Origin of the sequence: Streptomyces sp. PsTaAH-137, assembly GCF_003259365.1 — a bacterium.
GTDB lineage: Bacteria > Actinomycetota > Actinomycetes > Streptomycetales > Streptomycetaceae > Streptomyces.
The window spans coordinates 111648-133887 of record NZ_QLLY01000021.1 but is presented as its reverse complement, the minus strand read 5'-3'; the positions used below and the strand labels follow the sequence as shown (position 1 = coordinate 133887).

The following is a 22240-nucleotide window of genomic DNA, read 5'->3' as shown; positions in this document are numbered from 1 at the left end:
AGCGTCCTCGCTGTGCGCCTGCCAGTCAGTGACCGGCAGGACTTTTTCAAAGGAACCTCGTCCCAGCCTGATGGCCGGAGACGGGGTATCAACATATCTGGCGTTGATTTTTGGCACGCTGTTGAGTTCTCAAGGAACGGACGCTTCCTTTGTACTCACCCTCTCGGGCTTTCCTCCGGGCGCTTCCCTTCGGTATTTCTTGTTTCCGACTCTATCAGACCGTTTCACCGGCCGATTTCCTCGGGGTCTTGCTTCGCTTTCCGGCCTTTCGGCTTTCCGGCGAGTCCGACTCTATCAGATCCTTTCGGGCCTGATTCCCAGTCAGCGGGCTTGTCTTCGCGGCTTGTTGGGCCGTTCCGACGTCCCAAACATTAGCGGATCCCGACGGCAGTTCCTAATCGAGGTGATCGGGACGTCCGCAACCCAATTTCGAATTGAATTCGGACACGCCGAAAGCAATCCCTTGGGGAGATCGTGCTGGTGTTTGTGTGCCGCTTCAGCGGCTGGAGGTGCTGTCGGAGAACCGTTACGGCTCCGCGGCAACCCGAAGAACTCTACGGATCCGGCGGACCCGTGTCAACCCCCGCCCGGGTCACCTCAGTCAAGGTCGTTGAGGCGGCCGCCGGCGTCCGGCTGGGCGTGCTCCACACGGCGCAGGAGGCGGGTCAGGACCTCGCCCAGGGCGGTGCGCTCCTTCGGGGAGAGGTCCTGGAGGAGGTCCTCCTCGAAGACGGTGGCCAGGCGCATCGCGGCGAGCCACTTCTCGCGGCCTTCCGCCGTCAGCTCCACGATGACGCGGACCCGGTTGTTCTCGTCCCGGTCCCGGGTGACCAGGCCCTCCTGGACCATGCGGTCGATGCGGTGGGTCATCGCGGCCGGAGTGAGGCCGAGCCGCTTCGCCAGGTCGCCGGGGCCCAGACGGTAGGGGGCGCCCGAGAGGACGAGGGCCTTGAGGACCTCCCACTCGGTGTTGCTGATGCCGATCTCGGAGGTCTGCCTGCCGTAGGCGACGTTCATCCGGCGGTTGAGTCTGCCCAGCGCCGAGACGATCTGCTCGACCTGGGGGTCGAGGTCCTGGAACTCCCGCTGGTACGCGGCGATCTGTTCTTCGATGGTCGGCTCGGCTGCCATGCGGCGAAGTATGGCACGGCGGCGGTTGGCGTTGAAGTCCTTCGAGATGTATTGTTTAGCTTCTAACTTTAGCTTCGAAGTCTTCAGGGTTGAGCGCTGGCCGGTCTCCCTGGGGGCTTCTTCGTTGTGTGAAAGGGCAGGTGAAAGTGACCAGGGCGATGGGCGCCGCGATGCGGCGTGTGCAGGTGGGTAGCGCGCTGAGTTCGTTCGGCGTGGGCTTCACGGTTCCGTTCCTCTACGTCTACGTGGCGGAAGTGCGGGATCTGGGTGCCGGTGCGGCGGGGATCGTGCTGGCCGCGTTCGCGATGGCGGCCCTGGTCGTCCTGCCCTTCACCGGCCGTGCCATCGACCGACGTGGGCCCATGCCCGTACTGCTCGTGGCGTCCGGAGTCGCGGCCGTCGGGGCGCTCGGGCTCGGGCTCGCGAGCACGGAGGCCGCGGCCATCGCGGCCGCCGCCGTCCTCGGCGCCGGTACCGCGGTGCTGCAGCCGGCGCTCGCCACCATGATCGTGTGGTGCTCGACGCCGGAGACGCGGACGCGGTCCTTCGCCATGCAGTTCTTCCTGCAGAACCTCGGGCTCGGCATCGGCGGGCTCATCGGCGGCCAGATCGTCGACGAGAGCCGGCCGGAGAGCTTCCTGCGGCTGTTCGCCATCGAGGCCGTGATGTTCCTCGTCCTCGCCGCCATCGTGCTCACCGTGCGGATGCCGCAGGCCGCCGCTCTCGGTGAGGCCGCGCCCAAGGGCGACTCCAAGGGCGGACTGCGGGCGCTGCTCGGCAACCGGGCCATGGTGCAGCTGTGCGGACTCGGGTTCGTGCTGTTCTTCGCCTGCTACGGGCAGTTCGAGTCGGGGCTCAGCGCGTACGGCGTCGAGGCCGCCGGGATCTCGGCGTCCACGCTCGGGATCGCGCTCGCCGCCAACACCGCGATGATCGTCGTCGCGCAGTTCGCCGTGCTGAAGTTCGTCGAGCGGCGCAAGCGCTCGCGCGTGATCGCCGGTGTCGGGCTCATCTGGGCCGTCGCGTGGATCGCCGCGGGCTACGCGGGGCTCGGGCACGCGAGCCAGGCCATGGCCACCGCCGCGTTCGTCTCCACGTACGCGCTCTTCGGGCTCGGTGAGGCGATGCTGTCGCCGACCGTGGCGCCGCTGGTCGCCGACCTCGCCCCCGCGGGCAGCGTCGGCTCGTACAACTCGGCCTTCGCGCTGGTGAAGCAGCTCGCGCTCGCGGTCGGGCCGGCCGTCGGCGGGCCCATGGGCGCCGCGCTGCACGGCCCGTACATCGTGACGTTCCTGCTGTTCTCGCTGGGCATCACCGTGCTCGCCCTGCGGCTGGGCAAGCGGCTCACCCCGCTGCAGGACCAGCCGTCGCTCGCCGGGACCCGTGTGGTCATGGTCAACAAGCCGGAACCGGCGGCGGCCGACGCCTGAGCGGGGCGGGCGCGTCAGCGGACCGCTGTCGTCAGCGTCGCCGTGAAGGGCAGCGTCACCGAGCCGTCCGGGGCCGCCAGGTCCGCGAAGCGCGCGGCGAAGACATGGCCCGCCGTGCGCAGGGCGTCCGGCTCGGCCAGCGCGCTCCACGGGAGCGCCGAGAAGTGGCCCGGCACGTAGTCGACGAGGGGCGGGAGCGTCACGTCGAGCGTGGTCGGGCGGGACTCCACCTCGCGGAAGCCCGTCCGGCGCAGGGCGGTCGTGAGGACGTCGCCGGTGACGGCGAAGGCGCGGGTGAAATCGGCCGCCGCCTGTTCGCCCGCGTGGTCGGCGAGGGTCTCCCGCTGGGCGAGGAAGTACGGGGAGCGGTCCAGGTGGCTCCAGGTCGTGGCGGCGAAACGGCCGCCCGGCGCGGTCACCCGGGCCGCTTCCGCGCACACGGCCGTCAGGTCCGGGAAGAACTGGGCGCCCTGCTGGCACAGGACCGCGTCGAACGTGCCGTCCGCGTGCGGCAGCCGGTCGGCCGGCGCCTCGGCGAACTCGATGTCGGGGTACAGGTGCGGCCGGTGCGCCACCGCCACCCGCAGCATCCCGGGGCTGACGTCGGTGCCGTGCACCCGGCCGGCCGGGCCGACCCGGGCCGCCGCGAGCCGGGCCGTGAACCCTGTACCGCAGGCCAGGTCGAGCACGGTGTCGCCGGGGCACAGTCCGGCGGCGTCCACGAGTGCGGTGACGAAGGGGGCCATCAGCGGGGCGACGTACTGCTCGTAGCGCTCGGGGGCGCTGCCGGTGGGGCGAAAACCTGAGACGGGTACGGAGACGGGTGCGGCATCTGCTGCGTCTGTCATAGGGAGCTGATAGCAGCCCGGGACCGCCTTGCCCAGGGTCCTCGCGGCAAGGCGTCCGTCCGGGGCTACGGTCTGTCCGGCAGCACGAATTCGCACCACACCGCCTTGCCGCCGCCCGGGGTGCGGCGCGAGCCCCAGTTCGAGGCGATGGTGGCGACGATGGCGATGCCGCGGCCCGTCTCGTCCGCCGGTTCCGCGCGGCGGCGGCGCGGGAGGTGGTCGTCGCCGTCGGTGACCTCGACGATCAGGCGGCGGTCGGTGCGGCGCAGCCGCAGGCGCATGGGCGGGATGCCGTGCTGGAGCGAGTTCGCCACGAGTTCGCTGGCCGCCAGGACGCCCAGGTCGTGCAGTTCGGGCGTGAAGCGCCAGCTGCTCAGGACGCCGGAGGCGAAGGCACGCGCGCGCGGGGCGGCCTCGATGCCGCCGAGGAGTTCGAGCGCGGCGTTGCGGAACAGTTCGCCGTCGGAGCCCTTGCGGGCCGGGTGCTGGAGGACCAGGACCGCGACGTCGTCGTCGTGGTCGGCGGTCACGCCCGCGGCGCGGATCAGCCGGTCGCAGATCACCTGCGGGGTGCCCGTCGCGCCGGCCAGCGCGTTCTCCAGCGCGGCCACGCCCTCGTCGATGTCCTCGTCCCTGCGTTCGACCAGGCCGTCGGTGTAGAGGACCGCGGTCGAGCCGGGGCCGAGCGGCACCGAGCCCGACGCGTGCAGCCAGCCGCCGGTGCCGAGCGGCGGGCCCGTCGGCTCGTCGCCGCGGTGGATCGTGCCGTTCTCGTCCCGTACGAGGATGGGGAGATGGCCCGCCGAGGCGTAGACGAGCCGGCCCTCGTTCGGGTCGTGGACGGCGTAGACGCAGGTGGCGATCTGCTGCGGGTCGATCTCCGTAGCCAGCCCGTCCAGCAGTTGCAGTACCTCGTGCGGCGGCAGGTCCAGACGCGCGTACGCACGGACCGCCGTGCGCAGCTGGCCCATCACCGCGGCCGCGCGGACGCCCCGGCCCATGACGTCGCCGATGACGAGCGCGGTGCGGCCGCCGCCGAGGGTGATGACGTCGTACCAGTCGCCGCCGACCGCGGCCTCGGTGCCGCCGGGCTGGTAGGTGGCGGCGATGCGCAGGTCGTCGGGCTCCTCCAGCTCCTGGGGCAGCAGGGAGCGCTGGAGGGTGACCGCGGTCTCGCGCTGGCGGCGCTCGCTGGTGCGCAGGCGCTCGGCCGCCTCCGCGTGGTCGGTGACGTCGGCGGCGAAGACCAGGACGCCGGGTCCCTCGGCCGTCTCCAGCGGGGTGCAGGTCACCGTGTACGAACGGCCGCCGGACGTCTTGCGGGACTTGACCGTACGGGGCTTGGCGCTGCGCAGCACCTGGTCGAGGAGCGGGAGCAGGCTCAGCTCATCGAGCTCGGGCAGGGCGTCGCGGGCCGGTTCGCCCGGCGGGCGGTCGCCGAAGGCGGCGACATAGGCGTCGTTGACATACGCGACGCGGTGCTCGGGCCCGTGCACCAGGGCGACGAGGCCCGGGATGCGGTCGAGGACGGCACGGACCGGCAGCCCGTCCACCCCCGCGCCGCCCGCGCCTTCGGGGTCCTCCGCGGGGGCCGGTCCGTCGTCGGGCAGGTGCTCGACGCGGGCGGGCGGCACCGCGCCGTCGCCTCGCTGGGGTACGCCGTGGTCGGCCCGCGCTGCGGCGCGGCGCTGCGTTCCGGGAAGTCGGGCGCTCCAGCGCGTGAAGTTCACTTGGGAAAAGCCTCGTGGGGTCGAGGGAGGGCACAGGGCCCGCCCATGGTCGTGGACCAGTCTGGCCGACCGTACTGACAAACGTCGGACGCCCGGTGTGCGTGCGGGAGTTCCGCGCTCCGGTCAGCAGGATGTCGACTGAGGGGGCAGCCGATGTCAGGGAGACCCTTGGGGGCCTCCGGAGGGAGGGGCGGCAGGATCCTCAGGGGGGAGGTCACCGGCAGCCAGTTCGAACTCGGCGCGTGGCCGTTCCAGCGAGCCGAGCGAGACGATCTCCCGCTTGAACAGGCCGGTCAGGGACCATTCGGTCAGGACGCGGGCCTTCCGGTTGGCGGTGGGCACCCTGCTGAGGTGATAAACGCGGTGCATGAACCAGGCAGGGTAGCCCTTCACCTTGCGTCCGTAGACGTGTGCGACACCTTTGTGCAGACCGAGTGAGGCGACCGAACCGGCGTACGCGTGCCGGTAGTCGGTCAGCGGTTCACCGCGCAGGGAGGCCGTGATGTTGTCGGCGAGCGCCTTGGCCTGGCGGACGGCGTGCTGGGCGTTGGGCGCGCACTCCTTGCCCGGCGCGGTGACGTCGGGGACCGCCGCGGCGTCGCCGGCTCCCCAGGCGTGCGGCGCGCCGTCGACGGCGAGGGCGGGGGTGCACCGGAGCCGGCCGCGGTCGGTCAGCGGCAGGTCGGTGGCGGCCAGCAGGGGGCTCGGTTTCACCCCGGCGGTCCACACGACCGTACGGGTGGGGAGGCGGGAGCCGTCGGAGAGGACCGCGACGCGGTTCTCGCAGGATTCCAGGCGGGTCTCCAGGCGTACGTCGATGTTCCGGCCGCGCAGTTCGCGGATCGTGTACTGCCCCATCTCCGGGCCGACCTCGGGCAGGATCCGGTCGCTGGCTTCGACCAGGATCCATTTCAGGTCCTCGGGTTTGACGTTGTGGTAGTGCTTCGCGGCGTACCTGGCCATGTCCTCCAGCTCGCCGAGCGCCTCCACGCCCGCGTAGCCGCCGCCCACGAAGACGAAGGTCAGGGCGGCGTCGCGGATCGCCGGGTCGCGGGTGGAGGAGGCGATGTCGAGCTGCTCGATGACGTGGTTGCGCAGCCCGACGGCCTCCTCGACCGTCTTGAAGCCGATGCCGTGGTCGGCGAGGCCGGGGACGGGCAGGGTGCGGGAGATCGAGCCGGGGGCCAGGACCAGTTCGTCGTAGCGGAGCGGGGCCGGTCCCGTGCCCTCCTCGTCGCTGGCGAGGGTGGTGTACATCGCGGTGCGCTTGGCGTGGTCGACGGAGACGACCTCGCCGACGATCACCCGGCAGTGGCCGAGGACCCGGCGCAGCGGGACGACCACATGGCGCGGCGAGATGGATCCGGCCGCGGCCTCCGGCAGGAAGGGCTGGTACGTCATGTACGGGTCGGGGGTGACGACGACGATCTCCACGGCGCCGCCGCGGAGATCGTGTTTGAGCCTTTTCTGGAGGCGCAGCGCGGTGTACATCCCGACATAACCGCCGCCGACGACCAGGATTCGGGTGGGTTCCGGTGATGGCGTCCTTGGCATCGTCACCGTCCCATGACGCATCGGACCCTTGATTTTGTCCACAGCCCCGGCAAATTGTGTGGCCGGAAGAGAGCGGCGGAACGCGCCCCCAACGGGGCGGCGCGCCCCCGGTGTTCCGGGCAGAACCGCAGGTCAGCGCGGGCCACAGGGGTGGGTGCGAGGGGTGCAATCGGGGCGGAATCGGCGCGTACTCCGTTCGGGGGGCGCTCCGTGCGGAACCTGCCCCTTCTGAATTGACTCCGGCTCAACTATGTTCGTGTGCTGTCGGGGTGTCGGGGGACGCACTGACGGGCCCGCTGGGTCGGGCCCGGAAATCACTGTCTGTTCCTCACGCTCCGGCGGACAATGGCGGGGAGTGTCTCCGGGGGGAGACGTCATTACCGGGGGAACACATATGCACATTCAGGACACTCATTGGACCTCTGCGTCAGCCGTCGCGCCGTCGGGCGTCTCGGGTGGGGCCAACGGACGGGCGGCGGGCGACAGTTCGCGCTCCACACCGCTGCGGGTGGATGCCCAGCGCAATCTGGAGCATGTGCTGCGCGCGGCCCGCGAGGTCTTCGGCGAGCTGGGGTACGGGGCACCCATGGAGGACGTGGCGCGGCGCGCCCGCGTCGGCGTGGGCACGGTCTACCGGCGCTTTCCCAGCAAGGACGTACTGGTGCGACGGATAGCCGAGGAGGAGACCTCCCGGCTGACCGACCAGGCACGCACGGCGCTCGGGCAGGAGGACGAGCCGTGGTCGGCGCTCTCGCGCTTCCTGCGGACCTCGGTCGCCTCCGGCGCGGGCCGGCTGCTTCCGCCGCAGGTGCTGCGGGTGGGCGTGGCCGACGAGCCTGCGCGGGACGCCGTACGGGGCGAGGCGCGGGTTCCCGAGCAGCGCAGCGGTCCCGACCTGCGGCTCGTGGAGCAGCGGGCGATGTCGGCCGACGAGGCCGCGCTCGCGCTGGGGCCCGACGACTCGGGGGCAGCCGCGCTGCTCGAGGTCGTGGGGCGGCTTGTGGACCGGGCCCGGGAGGCCGGTGAGCTGCGGGCCGATGTGACCGTGTCGGACGTGCTGCTCGTCATCGCGACGGCGGCGCCGTCGCTGCCGGACGCCGCGCAGCAGGCGGCGGCCTCGGCCCGGCTGCTCGACATCCTGCTCGAAGGGCTGCGGTCGCGGCCCGCGTAGCGGGTCCCTGACCACCAGCGCGGGACTGCCCGGACGGCGGCTTGGGCGACGGCCTGGGCGACGGCTTGGACGACGGCCTTGACCGCGGGCGATCGAAAAGGGTCGCTCGCGGTCAACTCGTGTGTGCGATCGGTCGGTTGTGTCGTTCCCGGCCGGGTGACGGCTGGTGCTCGCGTGCGGGAAATCTCCACGGATGAGTGGTTGCCGTGCAGAGGCCGTCGCCGCGCACTCCCCGTGTGGCACGCTTTCCCGGTGATCGGCCGTGAGTGGGCAGGCGGGGGCTTCCGCGATGAGCGTTGACGGGCAGGGCGAGCAGCGGCCCGACGGTGGGGGGACGGGCGCGGAGGACCTCACCGCGCAGCAGGTACCGAGCCAGGGCGGCCCCGACCGGAGCTCCGGCAGACCCGCCGCGGCTCCCGTGCCCGACGCCGACGTGTCCGTACCGGCCCAGCGCGAGGTCTCGGCCGCCGCCGACGGGGACCGGGCGCCGTCCGACGCCGATCTGATCGAGCGGATGCGCGCGGGGGACGACGGCGCGTACGAGGAGCTGTACCGCCGGCACTCCGCCGCCGTCCGCCGCTACGCCCGCACCTGCTGCCGCGACGGCCACACCGCGGACGACCTGACGGCCGAGGTCTTCGCCCGCATGCTCCAGGCCGTGCGCGGCGGCAGCGGGCCCGAGCACGCGGTGCGCGCCTATCTGCTGACCACCGTGCGGCGGGTCGCCGCGTCCTGGACGAAGTCGGCCAAGCGCGAGCAACTCGTCGACGACTTCGCCCTCTTCGCCGACCAGGCCGCCCGCTCGACCGAGGTCCGCGACGACGACACGCTCGAACTCGGCGCGGACGTACGGGCCATGCAGGAGGCCGAGCAGTCGATGGCCATGCAGGCCTTCCGCTCGCTGCCCGAGCGCTGGCAGGCCGTGCTGTGGCACACCGAGGTCGAGGACGAGTCGCCCAGCGATGTCGCCACCCTGTTCGGCCTCGACGCCAACGGCACGCGGGTGCTGGCCAAGCGCGCCCGCGAGGGCCTGAAGGAGGCCTACCTCCAGGCGCATGTCTCGGCCACGCTCACCGAGTCCGAGGAGTGCTCCCGGTACGCGGACCGGCTCGGCGCGTACGCGCGCGGCAGCCTGCGCACGCGGGCCGAGCGGGGCCTGCGCAAGCACCTGGAGGAGTGCGCCAAGTGCCGGCTCGCGGCCGGTCAGATCAAGGAAGTCGCCAGCGGCATCCCGGGGGTCGTGCCGGTCGCGGTCATCGGCTGGTTCGGCGCCGCCGGGTACGCGAAGGCGGCCGCCTTCATCGGCGGTGGCGCCGCGAGTGCGGCGGGCGCCGGTGCGGCCGCCGCCGCGAGCGGGAGCACATCGGGGGGCGGCGCGGCCGGTGCCGCCGCGTCGGAGGGGCTCGGCGCGCCCGCGAAGGCCGGGATCGCCGCCGGGGTGGTGGCGGCCGCGACCGCCGCCGCGCTGGCCATCGCGCTCACCGGCGCCGAGCCCAAGCAGGAGCCGGAGGCGCGGAAGGAGAAGCCGCCGGTCTCGCAGCCGATCACGCCGACGCCGCAGAAGCCGACGCCGAAGCCCACCCCGCCCGAGCCGAAGCCCACCCCGACGCCGACGCCCACTCCGACGCCCAAGCCCAAGCCGTCGGCGAAGCCGGCTCCTAAGCCCACGCCGGCCAGGCACACGCCGAAGCCGACCCCGAAGCCCACCCCGCCCAAGCCCAGGCCCACGCCCAAGCCGACGCCGACGCCGACTCCCCCGCCCGCCCCCGCCGTCTACCAGCTGAGCACGCTCGACTACGGCGTCACGGGCGACGGCAGCAAGCCGGAGATCCGGCTCGCCGAGAGCAGCTGGGTCTGGCAGCGCTACGGCATGTCGATCGACGGCACGAGGTACGCGCACGGCGTCTCGGTGCACTCCCGGTCCTCGGTCACCGTCGATCTGAACCGCACCTGCTCCGCGTACGACGCCGTGGTCGGTGTCGACGACATGACGCTGGGGCTGGGCGCCGTCCGGTTCTCCGTCTACGTCGACGGGGCGCGCGCCTGGCGGTCGAAGGTCGTCCGCGGGCACGATCCGGCGGTGCCGGTGCATGTGAACCTGAGCGGGCACAAGACGATCCGGCTCGTGGTGGAGCCGGAGGGGCCGGGCGGCGGGGTGGCGGTCGCCGACTGGGCGGAGTCGCGGTTCAGCTGCGGCTGACCGGGCGCGCGGGCACACGCCCTAGTCGGCCGTGGGGCCCGCCAGTTCGGCCACGAGCTGCTCCGGGGTGAGCGCCGTGCCCGCCGCGCGCTCGGCCTCGTACCGGGTGGCGCCAAGTTCGGCCCGCGCGCGGGTCTCCACGGCCGCGCACTCGTCGCGCTCGGGGAGCGGGCGGGGCCGGCCGTCGCGCAGGACGTCCGACGCCGCGAACAGCCGGACCGCGCGGGCCACGTCGTCGCGGCGCGCGTGGAGTTCGGCGCCGACGTCGACCAAACCCGCGACGACGGTCTCCGCGCAGCGTGCCGCGATCGCGTCGCGCAGGGTGTCGGTGAGGAGCGCGAGGCCGGGCACGGGCCCCGACTCGGCCGCCGTGATGCGGGAGTCGATCAGACCGAGCGACGCGTTGAACTGCGGGGGCGGGGTGCCGCCCTCGGCGACCGCGCGGGACGTGTCGCACAGCTCGCGCGCACGGTCCACCTTCCCCTCTGCCAGGGCGAGATGGGCGTGCAGCACCCCGATGAAGGCCGCGGTGTCCGCGATCCCGTACCGGTCCGCCTCCTCGCTCGCCGTGTCGAGCGCCTTGCGGGCCGCTTCCCGGTCGCCCTCGCGGTAGGCGATCTCGGCGATCCGCGCCAGCAGGAACGGCGTCTCCGCGTACGCCCCCACCTCGTGGGCGAGCCGGATCCCCTCCTCCAGCTCGACCTGCGCCTCCGGGTAGCGGCCGCGGCTCATGGCGACCTCGGCCGCCGCGCTGCACACCTGGGCGCGCATCCAGCGGTCGCCCACCCGGCGGCTGATCTCCCGCAGCTCGACGATGTCCTCGTCGACGCCCTCCATGCGGCCCGCCATGTCCACCACCGTGTGGGTACGGAACATCAGCGTGACGCCGATCTCCCAGTCCCCGCCGAAACGGCGGCAGTTCTCGACGGCGCGGTCCAGTGCCTCGCGCACATCGCTCACCCCGTCGAGGACGAACAGGGTGAACGGCCAGATGATCCCCGGGAACGAGGCGCCCTCGCGGCTCGGCGGCTCGAAGGCGGTCCGCACCCGCACCATGTACGCCCGGTCGGCCTCGCTCTTGATGACTTCCTGCGGGGTGGACTCGGTGACGAGGAAGAGGGCCAGCAGGCGCAGCTTCATCCGCGGCCAGTGGAGCGGGCTCCCGGGGTCGTCCGGCTCGGTGTCGTCGGGCAGCATGCGGCGGATGGCCTGGACCCAGCCGCCGCCCTCGGAGCGGTAGTTGCGCAGCCACCAGAACCAGCCGATGTGCAGCGCCAGGGCGATCGCGGCCTCCTCGTCGACGAGGCCGGGCGCGGTCGTCACCCGGGTCAGGGCCGCCCGGATGTTGTCCAGCTCCGTCTCCAGGCGCTGGATCCACGGAAGCTGCTCGCCGGAGCGGATCTTGGGATCGGCCTCTTCGACGAGCGCGCGTATGTACGCCAGATGCCGGCGCTCGGCGGCGAGGCGCAGCTCGGGGGTCTCGGCGGCGCGCTCGATGGCGTACTCGTGGATGGTCTCCAGCATGCGGTAGCGCATCCCGGGCAGCCCCTGGCCGCTCGGGGTCGCGATCAGCAGGGACTTGTCCACGAGGGAGCCGACGGTGTCGGCGCCGCCGGGCGCGGAGCAGACGGCCTCGGCGGCCTCCAGGGTCCAGCCGCCCGCGAAGACCGACAGCTCGGCGAGGGCGGCGCGCTCGCCGTCGTCGAGCAGGTCCCAGGACCAGTCGACGACGGCGCGCAGGGTCTGCTGGCGGGGCAGAACGGTGCGGCTGCCGCTGGTCAGCAGGCGGAACCGGTCGTCGAGGCGGTCGGCGATCTGGCGCGGGGTGAGCATCCGCAGCCGGGCCGCGGCCAGCTCGATGGCGAGCGGGAGGCCGTCCAGGCGGCGGCAGATCTCGGCGACGGCCTCGGCGTCCCGCGCGGGGTCGAAACCGGGGCGGACCGCTGCGGCCCGCTCGGCGAACAGGCGGTGGGCGGGGTGCGGGGGCAGCGGCTCGACCGGGCGCACCGACTCCCCCGGCACGCCCAGGGGTTCCCGGCTGGTGGCGAGGATCGTGAGCCCCGGGCAGTGCGTCAGGAGGGTCTCGGCGAGCTCCGCCGCCGCGTCGATCACATGCTCGCAGTTGTCAAGGATCAAGAGCTCGCTGCGGTGGGCGCAGTGCTCGATGAGGAGCCGGGTCGGATCGTCGTGCAGGACGGCCCGCTCGGCCGTCATCAGGACCGTCTCCCGCAGGCCCAGCGCGCTGACGACCGCGCCCGGCACCGCCTTCGGGTCGTCGAGCGGCGCCAGCTCGACCAGCCAGGCCCGGGGCTCGGGGGCGGCTGCCTCCTCGGCCAGGCGGGTCTTGCCGGAGCCGCCCGGGCCCGTGAGCGTGACCAGGCGTGCTCCTCGCAATTCGGAACGGATCGCGTCGAGTTCGGGTTCCCGCCCGACGAAGGAATTCAGCCGGGGGCGGAGGTTGCCGGTGCGGTCCGGGGGGCGTGGGGCCGGTGGTTCGGGTGTGGCGGGCGGGGCCGGTTCCGTCAGCAATTCGGTGTGCAGTGCGACCAGTTCGGGGCCCGGGTCGGCGCCCAGGCCGTCCGCCAGGGTGCGGCGGGCCGTCTCGTACGCGGCCAGCGCGTCCGCCCGCCGGCCCGTCGCGCGCAGGGCCCGGACGAGCAGCGCGTGCAGCGGCTCGTCGTAGGGCTGCGCCGCGGTGAGTTCCCGCAGTTCCGGTACGAGGTCGGGGGCGCGGCCCAGGTCCAGGTCGGCCTGCACGCGCGCGCGGGTGGTCTCCAGGCGCTGGGCCTCGGGGCGGGTGGCCGCGGTGTGGCCGGGCAGGTCGGCCAGGGCCGGGCCGTGCCACAGGGCGAGGGCCTCGCGCAGGGTGCGGGCGGCGGTCGCGGGGTCGTGGGCGGCGAGCGCCGCGGTGCCTTCTCTGGCCAGGCGTTCGAAGACGTACAGGTCGATGTCGTCGCGGGTCGCGGTGAGGCGGTAGCCGCCCGGTTCCGAGGTGACGGCGTCCTTGCCGAGGGCGCGGCGCAGGCGGCCCACCAGGGCCTGGAGGGCGGCCGGGGCGTCGGCGGGCGGGGTGTCCTCCCAGACGTCGTCGATGAGGGTGTCGACGGGGGCCGGGCGCGGGGTGTGCAGGGCCAGGGAGGTGAGGAGGGCGCGGAGGCGCGGGCCGCCTACGGGGACGGGGGTGCCGTCGGTGTCGTAGGCCTTCGTGGTTCCCAGGATTGTGTACCGCACCGGGTCATTGTCGCTGCGGTGGGGGGATGGGGGCTCGGGGTTTGTGGGGGTCGGCGTGGCTCGGGGGGCCGTCGCCGGGTGGGCGGGGTCGCGGCTGGTGGGCGGGGCCGTCGGCTGGGGCCCTATGAGCGCTCGCCCCGCGCTGGGGGCCGCCTTGCCCACCCTGCCGCCCATGGCGGCAGATTGCCCAAGGCGGGGGCGGCGCGGGGAGGCAGATTACCCAAGTCGGGGGCGGATCAGCGTGGGCCCGCCCCAAGGGCTCGTTCCGGGACCACGCTGCCCGTCGGGACCGCACGCGCGCGTGCCGGGGTGCCGGTCCAGCACGTGCCCCGGCGGGACATCAGGCGGCGGAGCCAGAGTTCCAGGCCGACCAGGTCGGCGAGGCCGTCCAGGGGGAGGGGTTCGCCGTCGGCCGCCGCGCGCAGCGCCGTGCGGACCGTGCGGGCCTCGATCAGGCCGGTCTGGGCCAGCAGCGGGGTGTCGAAGAGGGCGATGAGGTGGTCGGCGGAGACGCGCAGGCCGGTGCGGGCGGCGGCCGCCGCCGTGGCGTGCGAGGGGGCGCCCCAGCCGGCCGGCAGTTCGTGGACGCCCGCGCCTTCGAGCACGGTGCGCAGGATCACCGCGCGGGCTCCGGGCTGGACGCGCAGGGCTTCGGGGAGGGCCTGGCAGGCGCGGACCACCTCGTTGTCGAGGAAGGGCGCGTGCAGGCGCTGGGAGCGGACCTCCGCGGCCTGCTCCAGGATGCGCAGGTCGGCCGCGTGCCGGGCGAGGGCGGCGCGGGCCCGGAACGCGCCGGGCCGCTGCCCCGGGCTCATCCCGGGCCGGACCCTGCCCTCTTGCAGGCGAACCGATACTTCGGCGAGTGCCTCGCCGGTCAGCCAGCGGGCGGCGGGCCCGGGTCTGGCCCACGCGAGCGCGGCGAGCGAGGCACCGACGGCGCCGCCCGGTTCGTCGAAGCTGCGTTGCAGCAGACGGTCGGACAGGTGGTCGAGGCCGGTCTTGTAGGGCGTGCGGGCGAGTTTTCTGGCCGCTCCGTAGACGCGTGCCGGAACGCGCAGCGAGCCGCCCTCGGCCTTGGTGAGCGCGGCCACGGGACGCACCATGTGGCGGCGCCTGCGGTCCATCAGGAGGTCGGCGAGCCGGGCCGGGTGGGCGTCCAGGACCTGGCGTGCCCCGTAGCCGGTGAAGTGGTCGGCGCTGCCGGAGGCGAGGCGCGCGCGGTGCCGGGAGGCGGAGACGAGGATGCCGCTGGGCTCGTCGGTGAGCGGGCCCTCCAGGTCCGCGTACGGCAGTGTCTCCTCGCCGCCGGTCACCACCACGTGGTGCAGGCGGGGGTTGGACGCGATCGCTCCCGCCCGTTCGAGTTCGGCCTCGCGGTGGATCGTCGTGGTCGACAGGTCGTTGAAGGTGACCGCGAGGAGGCGCTCGCCCGCGCCCGTGCCGTGGCCGAGGACGGTGCCGGGCATCCCGGGCAGGCCCGCCGCGAGCAGCGCGAGGGTGCCGGACGCCGGGCCGCCGGAGAGGTCGGCGCCGATGCCGGGCACCGGCATGCCGCGGGCGGCGCGGCGCTCGGCGGGCCCCATGCCGGGCACGGGTCCGGGGTCCCGGTCGGTGCCGGGGATGTGCCGGGGCGCGGCGAGCCGGGCCCGTACGGCGTCGACCAGGGCTTCCCTGACGGCGTCCACGGCGCTGTCGGGGTCGGCGGGCGCCGCGGCCACCGCGAGGGACGCCACGGGCTCGTACCCGGCGATCTCGCGTGCGCCCGCGCGCAGGATCAGCGCGTGCCCCGGCGGGATGCGGCGCACGCCCTGGTACGGCGTCGAGTCGTGCAGCGCCTCCGGGACGTCGGGGGCGGCGAGCAGCGCGGCCAGGTGCCCCACGTCCAGGTGGGCCTCGATGAGGTCGGCGAGCGGGAGCGCGGCGGTGGCGTAGGCGGTGCCGCCCGCCCAGGGCGTGTAGAAGACCGGGCGGGCGCCGGCGAGGTCGCCGGCGACCATGACGCGGCGGCCGACCTGGACCACCGCGGTGTAGCTGCCGGGCCAGGCCGTCAGGTGGCGCAGGGCGCCGCCCCGCGCGGCGAAGAGGCCCACCTTCAGTTGTTGGTCGGTGGCGCCGCACACGCCGAGCACCGCGATCCTCGTCCGCTCGTCGGCCTGCACGATGCGCACCTCGTCGGGGCGCCAGTCACCGACCGCCCACAGCGGATCCGGGTCGCCCCACAGGAGTTGCGAGCCCACCGGGTGGACCGTTTCGCCGTCCGTGCCCGTGGCTCCCGCGGAGTCGAAGGCAACGGCTCCAGGGGCGGTGCTGCTCCACCCCACCAACCACCGCATCGCCGCCTCCACAAGCTGTGGACAACCAAGAGGTCCCCATGCTGCCACGAAGGAGGCGCCCAGGAGGGGCCAAGTTAAGGGGCAAGTAGTGAGCGGGAGATGGCGTACGCTCCCCCCAATGCGCCCTGTTTGAGCCGTGGTTGAACCGTGGCACCACCCGGTCCGCACAGGACGGCAGGGGCAACTTTCGGCCAAATCGGCCCGGGATGGCCGGAGGTGGACACCCCGCTTCGGCCACAGCGCGCAACTCAGAGTGCAACGCACAGTCCGGGAGGCGCACACCGCCTCCCGGACCGGTCCGCCGCCCGCGGGGATGTAGGCGGCGGTGTCCCCCAGCCCGCTGGATCCAGTACAGCGGGCCGACCCACGCAGGTTCCATGGAAGCCCCGCGCGGGTGTCCGAGTAAGAGCGCACGCACAGGCGCACGGCACCACGCACGGAGCACACGGTCACACGGCGTGGCCTGCGCCGTCCGTGAGCACGGACAACAATCCCGCCATCCGGAACAGCGGCCCTTAACGCTTGGGATTCGGCGAACTACGCTGGGTGTACGAATGCCGCGCGGTTATGCCACACCGAAGTGGTCAGTATCAGTCTGGGTGACGCCTGACGCGGCAGCCGTCTGTGTCGAGGGGTGGCGCATGTCCAGGGAGCAACGCGGGCCGAACGAGAAATTAGGCGCCGTTCTCGCCCTCGCGGGGATCAGCAACGCAGGACTCGCGCGGCGCGTGAACGACCTCGGGAGCCAGCGCGGTCTGACGCTTCGCTACGACAAGACGTCGGTGGCGCGCTGGGTGTCGAAGGGCATGGTGCCGCAGGGCGCGGCCCCGCACCTGATCGCGGCCGCCATCGGGCAGAAACTGGGCCGTCCCGTGCCCCTGCACGAGATCGGCCTCGCCGACGCCGACCCCGCGCCCGAAGTGGGCCTGGCCTTCCCGCGCGACGTGCGCGCGGCGGTGAAGTCGGCGACCGAGCTGTACCGCCTCGACCTCGCCGGGCGGCGGGCCGGCAGCGGTGGGATCTGGCAGTCGCTGGCCGGATCGTTCGCAGTGAGCGCTTACGCGACCCCCGCCTCCCGGTGGCTGATAACACCGGCCGACTCGTCGGTCGCGCGTGAGCCGCACGTGGCCGCCGGGGCGGAGAGCGTCGAGGAGGGCTCGAAGGTCCAGAAGGTCGGCCACAGCGACGTACAGAAATTGCGTGAGGCCGCGGAGGACGCGCGTCGCTGGGACTCCAAGTACGGCGGCGGCGACTGGCGTTCGTCGATGGTCCCGGAGTGTCTGCGGGTCGAGGCGGCGCCGCTGCTGCTCGGCTCGTACTCGGACGAGGTGGGGCGCTCGCTGTTCGGGGCGGCGGCCGAGCTGACCCGGCTCGCCGGCTGGATGGCGTTCGACACCGGGCAGCAGGAGGCGGCCCAGCGGTACTACATCCAGGCGCTGCGGCTCGCGCGGGCCGCCGCCGACGTGCCGCTCGGTGGCTATGTCCTCGCCTCCATGTCGCTCCAGGCCACCTACCGGGGGTTCGGGGACGAGGGCGTGGACCTGGCGCAGGCCGCCCTGGAGCGCAATCGCGGACTCTCCACCGCGCGGACCATGAGCTTCTTCCGGCTCGTCGAGGCACGCGCGCACGCGCGCGCCGGGGACGCGCAGGCGGCCGGCGCCGCGCTGCGGGCCGCCGAGGGCTGGCTGGAGCGGGCCCGCGAGGGCGACAGCGATCCCTCGTGGCTGGGCTTCTACTCGTACGACCGGTTCGCCGCGGACGCCGCCGAGTGCTACCGCGACCTGAAGGCGCCCCGGCAGGTACGCAGATTCACGGAGCAGGCGCTCTCGCGTCCGACGGAGGAGTTCGTACGCTCGCACGGGCTGCGGCTCGTGGTGTCGGCCGTCGCGGAGCTGGAGTCCGGGAATCTCGACGCGGCCTGCGAGCAGGGCACCCGCGCGCTGGAGGTGGCCGGACGGATCTCCTCGGCCCGCACCACCGAGTACGTACGGGATCTGCTGCACCGCCTGGAGCCCTACGGGGACGAGCCCAGGGTTGCCGAACTGCGTGAGCGGGCACGCCCCTTGCTGGTCGCACCCGCGTAGCGGCCGGCCGGAGCCGGGAGCGGGCCTCGGGCCGCGTTGTCAGTGGCGTCGGGCAAGATGCCCGTAGTGGAGGTGAGGCCTGGTGGGGACGGTCGCGTATGACGGGGACGTGGTGGTGGTCGGCGGCGGGATCGTCGGCCTTTCCACTGCCTATGCCGTGTCCCGGATCGCGCCCGGGACACGGGTCGTCGTCCTGGAGAAGGAGCTGGGCCCGGCCCGCCACCAGACGGGGCGCAACAGCGGGGTGATCCACAGCGGGATCTACTACCGCCCCGGCTCGCTCAAGGCCGAGTACGCGGTGCGCGGCGCCGCCGAGATGGTCAAGTTCTGCGCCGAGTACGGGATCGCGCACGAGGTCACCGGAAAGCTGATCGTCGCCACCGGCCGCGCCGAGCTCCCCCGCCTGCACGCCCTGGTCCAGCGCGGCAGGGAGAACGGGATTCCGGTGCGCGAGCTGGGCCCCGCCCAGATACAGGAGTACGAGCCCGAGGTGCGCGGCCTCGCCGCCATCCACGTCGGCACCACCGGCATCGCCGACTACCGCGCGGTCGCCGAGCGGCTCGCCGAGGCCTCCGGCGCCGACATCCGCTACGGCGCGGAGGTGCGGCGGATCGACCGGCGCCCCGACCGCGGCGTCGCGGTGCTCACCGGCACCGGGGACGTCGTGCGCGGCCGCGTCCTGGTGAACTGCGCGGGGCTCCAGTGCGACCGGGTCGCCCGCCTCGCCGGGGACGACCCGCAGATGCGGATCGTGCCGTTCCGGGGCGAGTACTTCGAGCTGGCCCGGCCCGAGCTGGTGCACGGCCTCGTCTATCCCGTGCCGGACCCGGCGTTCCCGTTCCTCGGCGTGCACCTGACCCGGGGCATCGACGGCGGCGTCCACGTCGGGCCGAACGCCGTGCCCGCGCTGGCCCGCGAGGGCTACGGCTGGGGCGTCGTCCGCCCCGGAGAGCTCGCGGAGACGCTGGCCTGGCCCGGGTCGTGGCACATCGCCCGGCGCCACTGGAAGTACGGGGCCGGGGAGCTGCGGCGCTCGGCGTCCCGGTCCGCGTTCGCCGCCGCCGTACGCCGGCTCGTCCCGGCGGTCCGGGCGGAGGACCTCACGCCCGCCCCGGCCGGGGTGCGTGCCCAAGCGGTCCTGCGCGACGGCACGCTCGTCGACGACTTCCTGATCCGCGAGGGCGCCCGCACGGTCCATGTGCTGAACGCTCCGTCGCCCGCCGCCACCGCCTCGCTCCCCATCGGCAGAGAGGTGGCCCGGCGGGCCCTGGACGCGCTCGCCGCGGCGTGACCGGCCTGCCCCGGGAGCGGCGGCGATCCGCGCCGCCGGAGCAGGCCGCGTAAAATCTCCCCACTGTGTCTGAGTCTTTTGAGCACCCCACGTCCGAGCCGCCCGCGCGCCCGAACGAGCCCCGGTTCCCCGACGGCCCGAAGCCCGATCCGGCCGGCTCGCACCACGAGCACCGCATCCGCAGCTTCCAGCCGCGCCGCGGCCGGGTCACCACCGCGCAGGGCGACGCGCTGCAGCGGCTGTGGCCCCAGTGGGGCCTGGATGTCGACGGACAGCGGGTGCTCGACCTGCCAGCGCTCTTCAAGCAGGAGGGCGCCGGCGGGGTCGAGCGGATCGTCCTGGAGATCGGCTTCGGCATGGGCGAGGCCACCGCGCGGATGGCGGCCCAGGACCCGGCCACTGGCATCCTCGCCGTGGACGTGCACACCCCCGGCCAGGGCAATCTGCTCAACCTGGCGGACAAGAACGGCCTCTCGAACGTCCGGGTGGCCAACGGCGACGCGATCATCCTGCTGCGCTCGATGCTCCCCGCCGCGAGCCTCGACGGGGTGCGCGTCTACTTCCCCGACCCCTGGCCGAAGAAGCGCCACGTCAAACGGCGGCTGATCCAGCCCGAGTTCCTCTCCCTCGTCGCGGGCCCGATGAAGCCCGGCGCGATCCTGCACTGCGCGACGGACTGGGAGGACTACGCCGAGCAGATGCTCGACGTGCTCAGCGCCCACCCCGACTTCGAGAACACGGCGGCGGACGGCGGCTACGCCCCGCGTCCCGACTTCCGCCCGCTGACCCGGTTCGAGGGCAAGGGCCTCGACAAGAGCCACGTGGTGCACGACCTGCTGTTCCGGCGGAAGTGACAGCCTGTCTCAGGACCCCGTCGCGCGGACGGACATCCCTCGTTAGGGTCAACCTGTGGATCCGTATCCCGGCTGCCCGCCCCACCAGGACCACGCCCTCGGCACAGCCCCGGGCGGCGCGGTCCGGCACCCGCGCTGGTGGGAGCGGAGAGGCGTCCGGGCCACGGCACTGGCCACGCTGCTCGCGGTGTCCGGAGTGGTCATCGCGGCGCTCGTCCGGGAGCAGACCGGCACCCAGGGGTTCCTCGTCGGGCTCGGCCTCGCCGTCGTCCCCGTCCCGCTGCTGACCGCCGCGTTCCGCTGGCTGGACCGCGTACGGCCGGGCCCCTGGCGGAACATGGTCTTCGCGTTCGCGTGGGGCGCCTGCGCCGCGGCGCTGATAGCCATCGTCGCGAACAGCTTCGCGACGCGCTGGATAGAGACCGCCACCGCCGACCCGACCGGCGCCGACACCCTCGGCGCCACCGTCATCGCCCCGATCGTCGAGGAGTCCGCGAAGGCCGCGGCCGTGCTGCTGGTCTTCCTCTTCCGCAGACGGGACTTCGACTCCGTCGTCGACGGCATCGTGATCGCCGGGATCACCGCGACCGGCTTCGCGTTCACCGAGAACATCCTGTACCTCGGGAACGCCTTCGGGACCGACCAGTTGGCGGGCACCGGTCCCGGCCTCAGCTCGGTCACCGCCGCCACCTTCTTCGTGCGCGTCGTGATGTCCCCGTTCGCGCACCCGCTCTTCACCGTGCTCACCGGCATCGGCTTCGGCATCGCGGCGGTCACCGCGCGCGACCGCGGCCGGATCCGCCGCTTCCTGCTGCCGCTCGCGGGTCTGCTCGCCGCGATGGGCATGCACGCCTTCTGGAACGGCTCGTCGTCGCTCGGCGAGTACGGCTTCTTCGCCGTCTACGCGGCCTTCATGGTGCCCGTGTTCGGCCTCATCACCTGGCTCGCGGTGTACGTGCGCCAGCGCGAACTGCGCACCGTGCGCGAGGAGCTGCCCGCGTATGTGGCGGCGGGCTGGGTCACCGTGCCCGAACCGTTCGCGCTCGGCTCGCTGAAGGCGCGGCGCCTGGCCCGGGAGTTCGCCGCGCACTACGGCGGCAGGCAGGCCGCGGAGTCCGTGGCCGCGTACGAGGCGTACGCGACGTCGCTGGCCCTGCTGCGGCGCCGGGGGCGCAGGGGCCGGGCCGGCGCCGACTTCGTCGTACGGGAACGGGAACTGCTGGAGGCGCTGTGGGAGCGGCGTGCCACCGCACGGCCCGCTCTCGCGTACGGCTCACGGGCGGCGGCCCCGGTCCCGGTCTGGCGCCCGCCGGTGTACGCGGTACCGCCGATGCCGACCGGCGGCCCCGCGTACAACCCGTACCAGTACTAGAGGCTCAGGCGGACGCCTCGGTCAGCCGGGCCAGCTCGGCCTCGGTCAGCTCCAGCTCGGCGACGGCCATCAGCGCGGGCAGCTGCGCGGCGGTGCGCGCGGAGGCGATCGGCGCCGTGACGGTGGGCCGGGAGGCGAGCCAGGCGAGGGCGACGGTGGCGACCTCGGCGCCGTGCGCCTGCGCGACCTCGTCGAGCGCGGTGAGGACCCTCTGCCCGCGCTCGGTCTCCAGGTACCCGCCGGCCTTGTCGGCGCGGACGCTGTCGACGCTCACGCCCGGCCGGTACTTGCCGGTCAGGAAGCCGGAGGCCAGCGACCAGTACGGGGCGGCGCCGAGGCCCGCGCGCGAGGCGATGTCCTGGCGTGCGCCCTCGTAGGTGTCGCGCGACACGAGGTTGTAGTGCGGCTGGATCGCCACGTAGCGGGCCAGTCCCTCGCGGTCGGAGAAGTCCAGGGACTCCTGCAAGCGCTCCGGCGAGATGTTGGAGACGGCGATGTGCCGCACCTTGCCGGCCTTCACCAGCTCGTCGAGGGCGCCGATGATCTCCTCGACCGGGATCGTCTCGTCGTCGTCGAAGTGCGTGTAGTAGAGGTCGATGTAGTCGGTGTCGAGGCGGCGCAGCGAGGCGTCGGCGGCGGCCTTGATGTTGTCGCCGCGCAGGCCCGGGAACTCGGGGTGGCGGCCGACCTTGGTGGCGATGACGACGTCGTCGCGCCGGCCGCGGGCCTTGGCCCACCGGCCGATCAGGGTCTCGGACTCGCCGCCCTTGTTGCCCGGTGCCCAGGCCGAGTAGGAGTCGGCGGTGTCGATGAAGTTGCCGCCGCCCGCGACATAGGCGTCGAGCACCTCGAAGCTGGCGGCCTCGTCGGCGGTGAAGCCGAAGACGTTGCCACCGAGGCAGAGCGGGAAGACATCGAGGCCGGAGGAGCCGAGGGGGCGCAGAACAGAAGAACTCATGCTCTGTTTCAACGTCTCTCCGGAGCGCGTCATTCCATGATCCGGGCGGTACG

The 22240-nt window shown here is 73.4% G+C and carries 14 protein-coding genes; 7 read left to right on the top strand and 7 right to left on the bottom strand.

Annotation, left to right across the window (positions count from 1 at the left end; translation table 11 throughout):
* Nucleotides 1-597: 597 nt before the first annotated feature.
* Nucleotides 598-1131, bottom strand: a complete 534-nt coding sequence (locus K377_RS34845; protein WP_111667617.1) for a MarR family winged helix-turn-helix transcriptional regulator — start codon at nt 1129-1131, stop codon at nt 598-600.
* A 158-nt stretch (nt 1132-1289) separates the two neighbouring features.
* Here K377_RS34845 and K377_RS34840 point away from each other — a divergent pair, with 158 nt between their 5' ends.
* Nucleotides 1290-2561: an MFS transporter gene (locus K377_RS34840; RefSeq protein ID WP_181512722.1), complete on the top strand. Its 1272-nt coding sequence runs from the start codon at nt 1290-1292 to the stop codon at nt 2559-2561.
* Nucleotides 2562-2575: 14 nt separating this feature from the next.
* On the opposite strand, the gene K377_RS34835 is transcribed toward K377_RS34840, so the two are convergent.
* The 3 genes from K377_RS34835 to K377_RS34825 form a co-directional block, all read right to left on the bottom strand.
* Nucleotides 2576-3409 (bottom strand): class I SAM-dependent methyltransferase, encoded by an 834-nt coding sequence (locus K377_RS34835; protein WP_237551729.1) that lies wholly within the window; start codon nt 3407-3409, stop codon nt 2576-2578.
* A 65-nt stretch (nt 3410-3474) separates the two neighbouring features.
* On the bottom strand, nt 3475-5139 hold the full coding sequence (locus K377_RS34830; RefSeq protein ID WP_111667614.1) for a SpoIIE family protein phosphatase: 1665 nt from the start codon (nt 5137-5139) through the stop codon (nt 3475-3477).
* 156 nt (nt 5140-5295) lie between these two features.
* Nucleotides 5296-6693: an NAD(P)/FAD-dependent oxidoreductase gene (locus K377_RS34825; RefSeq protein ID WP_111667632.1), complete on the bottom strand. Its 1398-nt coding sequence runs from the start codon at nt 6691-6693 to the stop codon at nt 5296-5298.
* A 394-nt stretch (nt 6694-7087) separates the two neighbouring features.
* Between K377_RS34825 and K377_RS34820 the strand changes: the two genes are divergently transcribed.
* Complete coding sequence (locus tag K377_RS34820) at nt 7088-7864, top strand: TetR/AcrR family transcriptional regulator (protein WP_111667613.1); 777 nt, start codon at nt 7088-7090, stop codon at nt 7862-7864.
* A 289-nt stretch (nt 7865-8153) separates the two neighbouring features.
* Nucleotides 8154-10064 carry a sigma-70 family RNA polymerase sigma factor gene (locus tag K377_RS34815; RefSeq protein WP_111667612.1) on the top strand — a complete coding sequence of 637 codons (1911 nt, stop codon included), beginning with the start codon at nt 8154-8156 and terminating at the stop codon, nt 10062-10064.
* Nucleotides 10065-10085: 21 nt separating this feature from the next.
* On the opposite strand, the gene K377_RS34810 is transcribed toward K377_RS34815, so the two are convergent.
* Both K377_RS34810 and K377_RS34805 read right to left on the bottom strand, forming a co-directional pair.
* A complete protein-coding gene (locus K377_RS34810; protein WP_111667611.1) occupies nt 10086-13295 on the bottom strand; it encodes a BTAD domain-containing putative transcriptional regulator in 3210 nt (1069 codons plus the stop codon).
* A 236-nt stretch (nt 13296-13531) separates the two neighbouring features.
* Entirely contained in the window at nt 13532-15628 is a 2097-nt protein-coding gene (locus tag K377_RS34805) for an asparagine synthase-related protein (RefSeq protein ID WP_111667610.1), read from the bottom strand.
* Nucleotides 15629-16269: 641 nt separating this feature from the next.
* Here K377_RS34805 and K377_RS34800 point away from each other — a divergent pair.
* The 4 genes from K377_RS34800 to K377_RS34785 all read left to right on the top strand — a co-directional run bounded on the left by K377_RS34800 (nt 16270) and on the right by K377_RS34785 (nt 21229).
* On the top strand, nt 16270-17712 hold the full coding sequence (locus tag K377_RS34800) for an MFS transporter (protein WP_111667609.1): 1443 nt from the start codon (nt 16270-16272) through the stop codon (nt 17710-17712).
* A gap of 79 nt (nt 17713-17791) precedes the next feature.
* Nucleotides 17792-19003: an L-2-hydroxyglutarate oxidase gene (lhgO, locus tag K377_RS34795; RefSeq protein WP_111667608.1), complete on the top strand. Its 1212-nt coding sequence runs from the start codon at nt 17792-17794 to the stop codon at nt 19001-19003.
* Nucleotides 19004-19068: 65 nt separating this feature from the next.
* On the top strand, nt 19069-19857 hold the full coding sequence (gene trmB, locus K377_RS34790; protein WP_111667607.1) for a tRNA (guanosine(46)-N7)-methyltransferase TrmB: 789 nt from the start codon (nt 19069-19071) through the stop codon (nt 19855-19857).
* 55 nt (nt 19858-19912) lie between these two features.
* Nucleotides 19913-21229 carry a PrsW family intramembrane metalloprotease gene (locus K377_RS34785; RefSeq protein ID WP_111667606.1) on the top strand — a complete coding sequence of 439 codons (1317 nt, stop codon included), beginning with the start codon at nt 19913-19915 and terminating at the stop codon, nt 21227-21229.
* A 4-nt stretch (nt 21230-21233) separates the two neighbouring features.
* Here K377_RS34785 and K377_RS34780 read toward each other — a convergent pair whose 3' ends face one another.
* A complete protein-coding gene (locus K377_RS34780; RefSeq protein ID WP_111667605.1) occupies nt 21234-22187 on the bottom strand; it encodes an aldo/keto reductase in 954 nt (317 codons plus the stop codon).
* Nucleotides 22188-22240 lie beyond the last annotated feature (53 nt).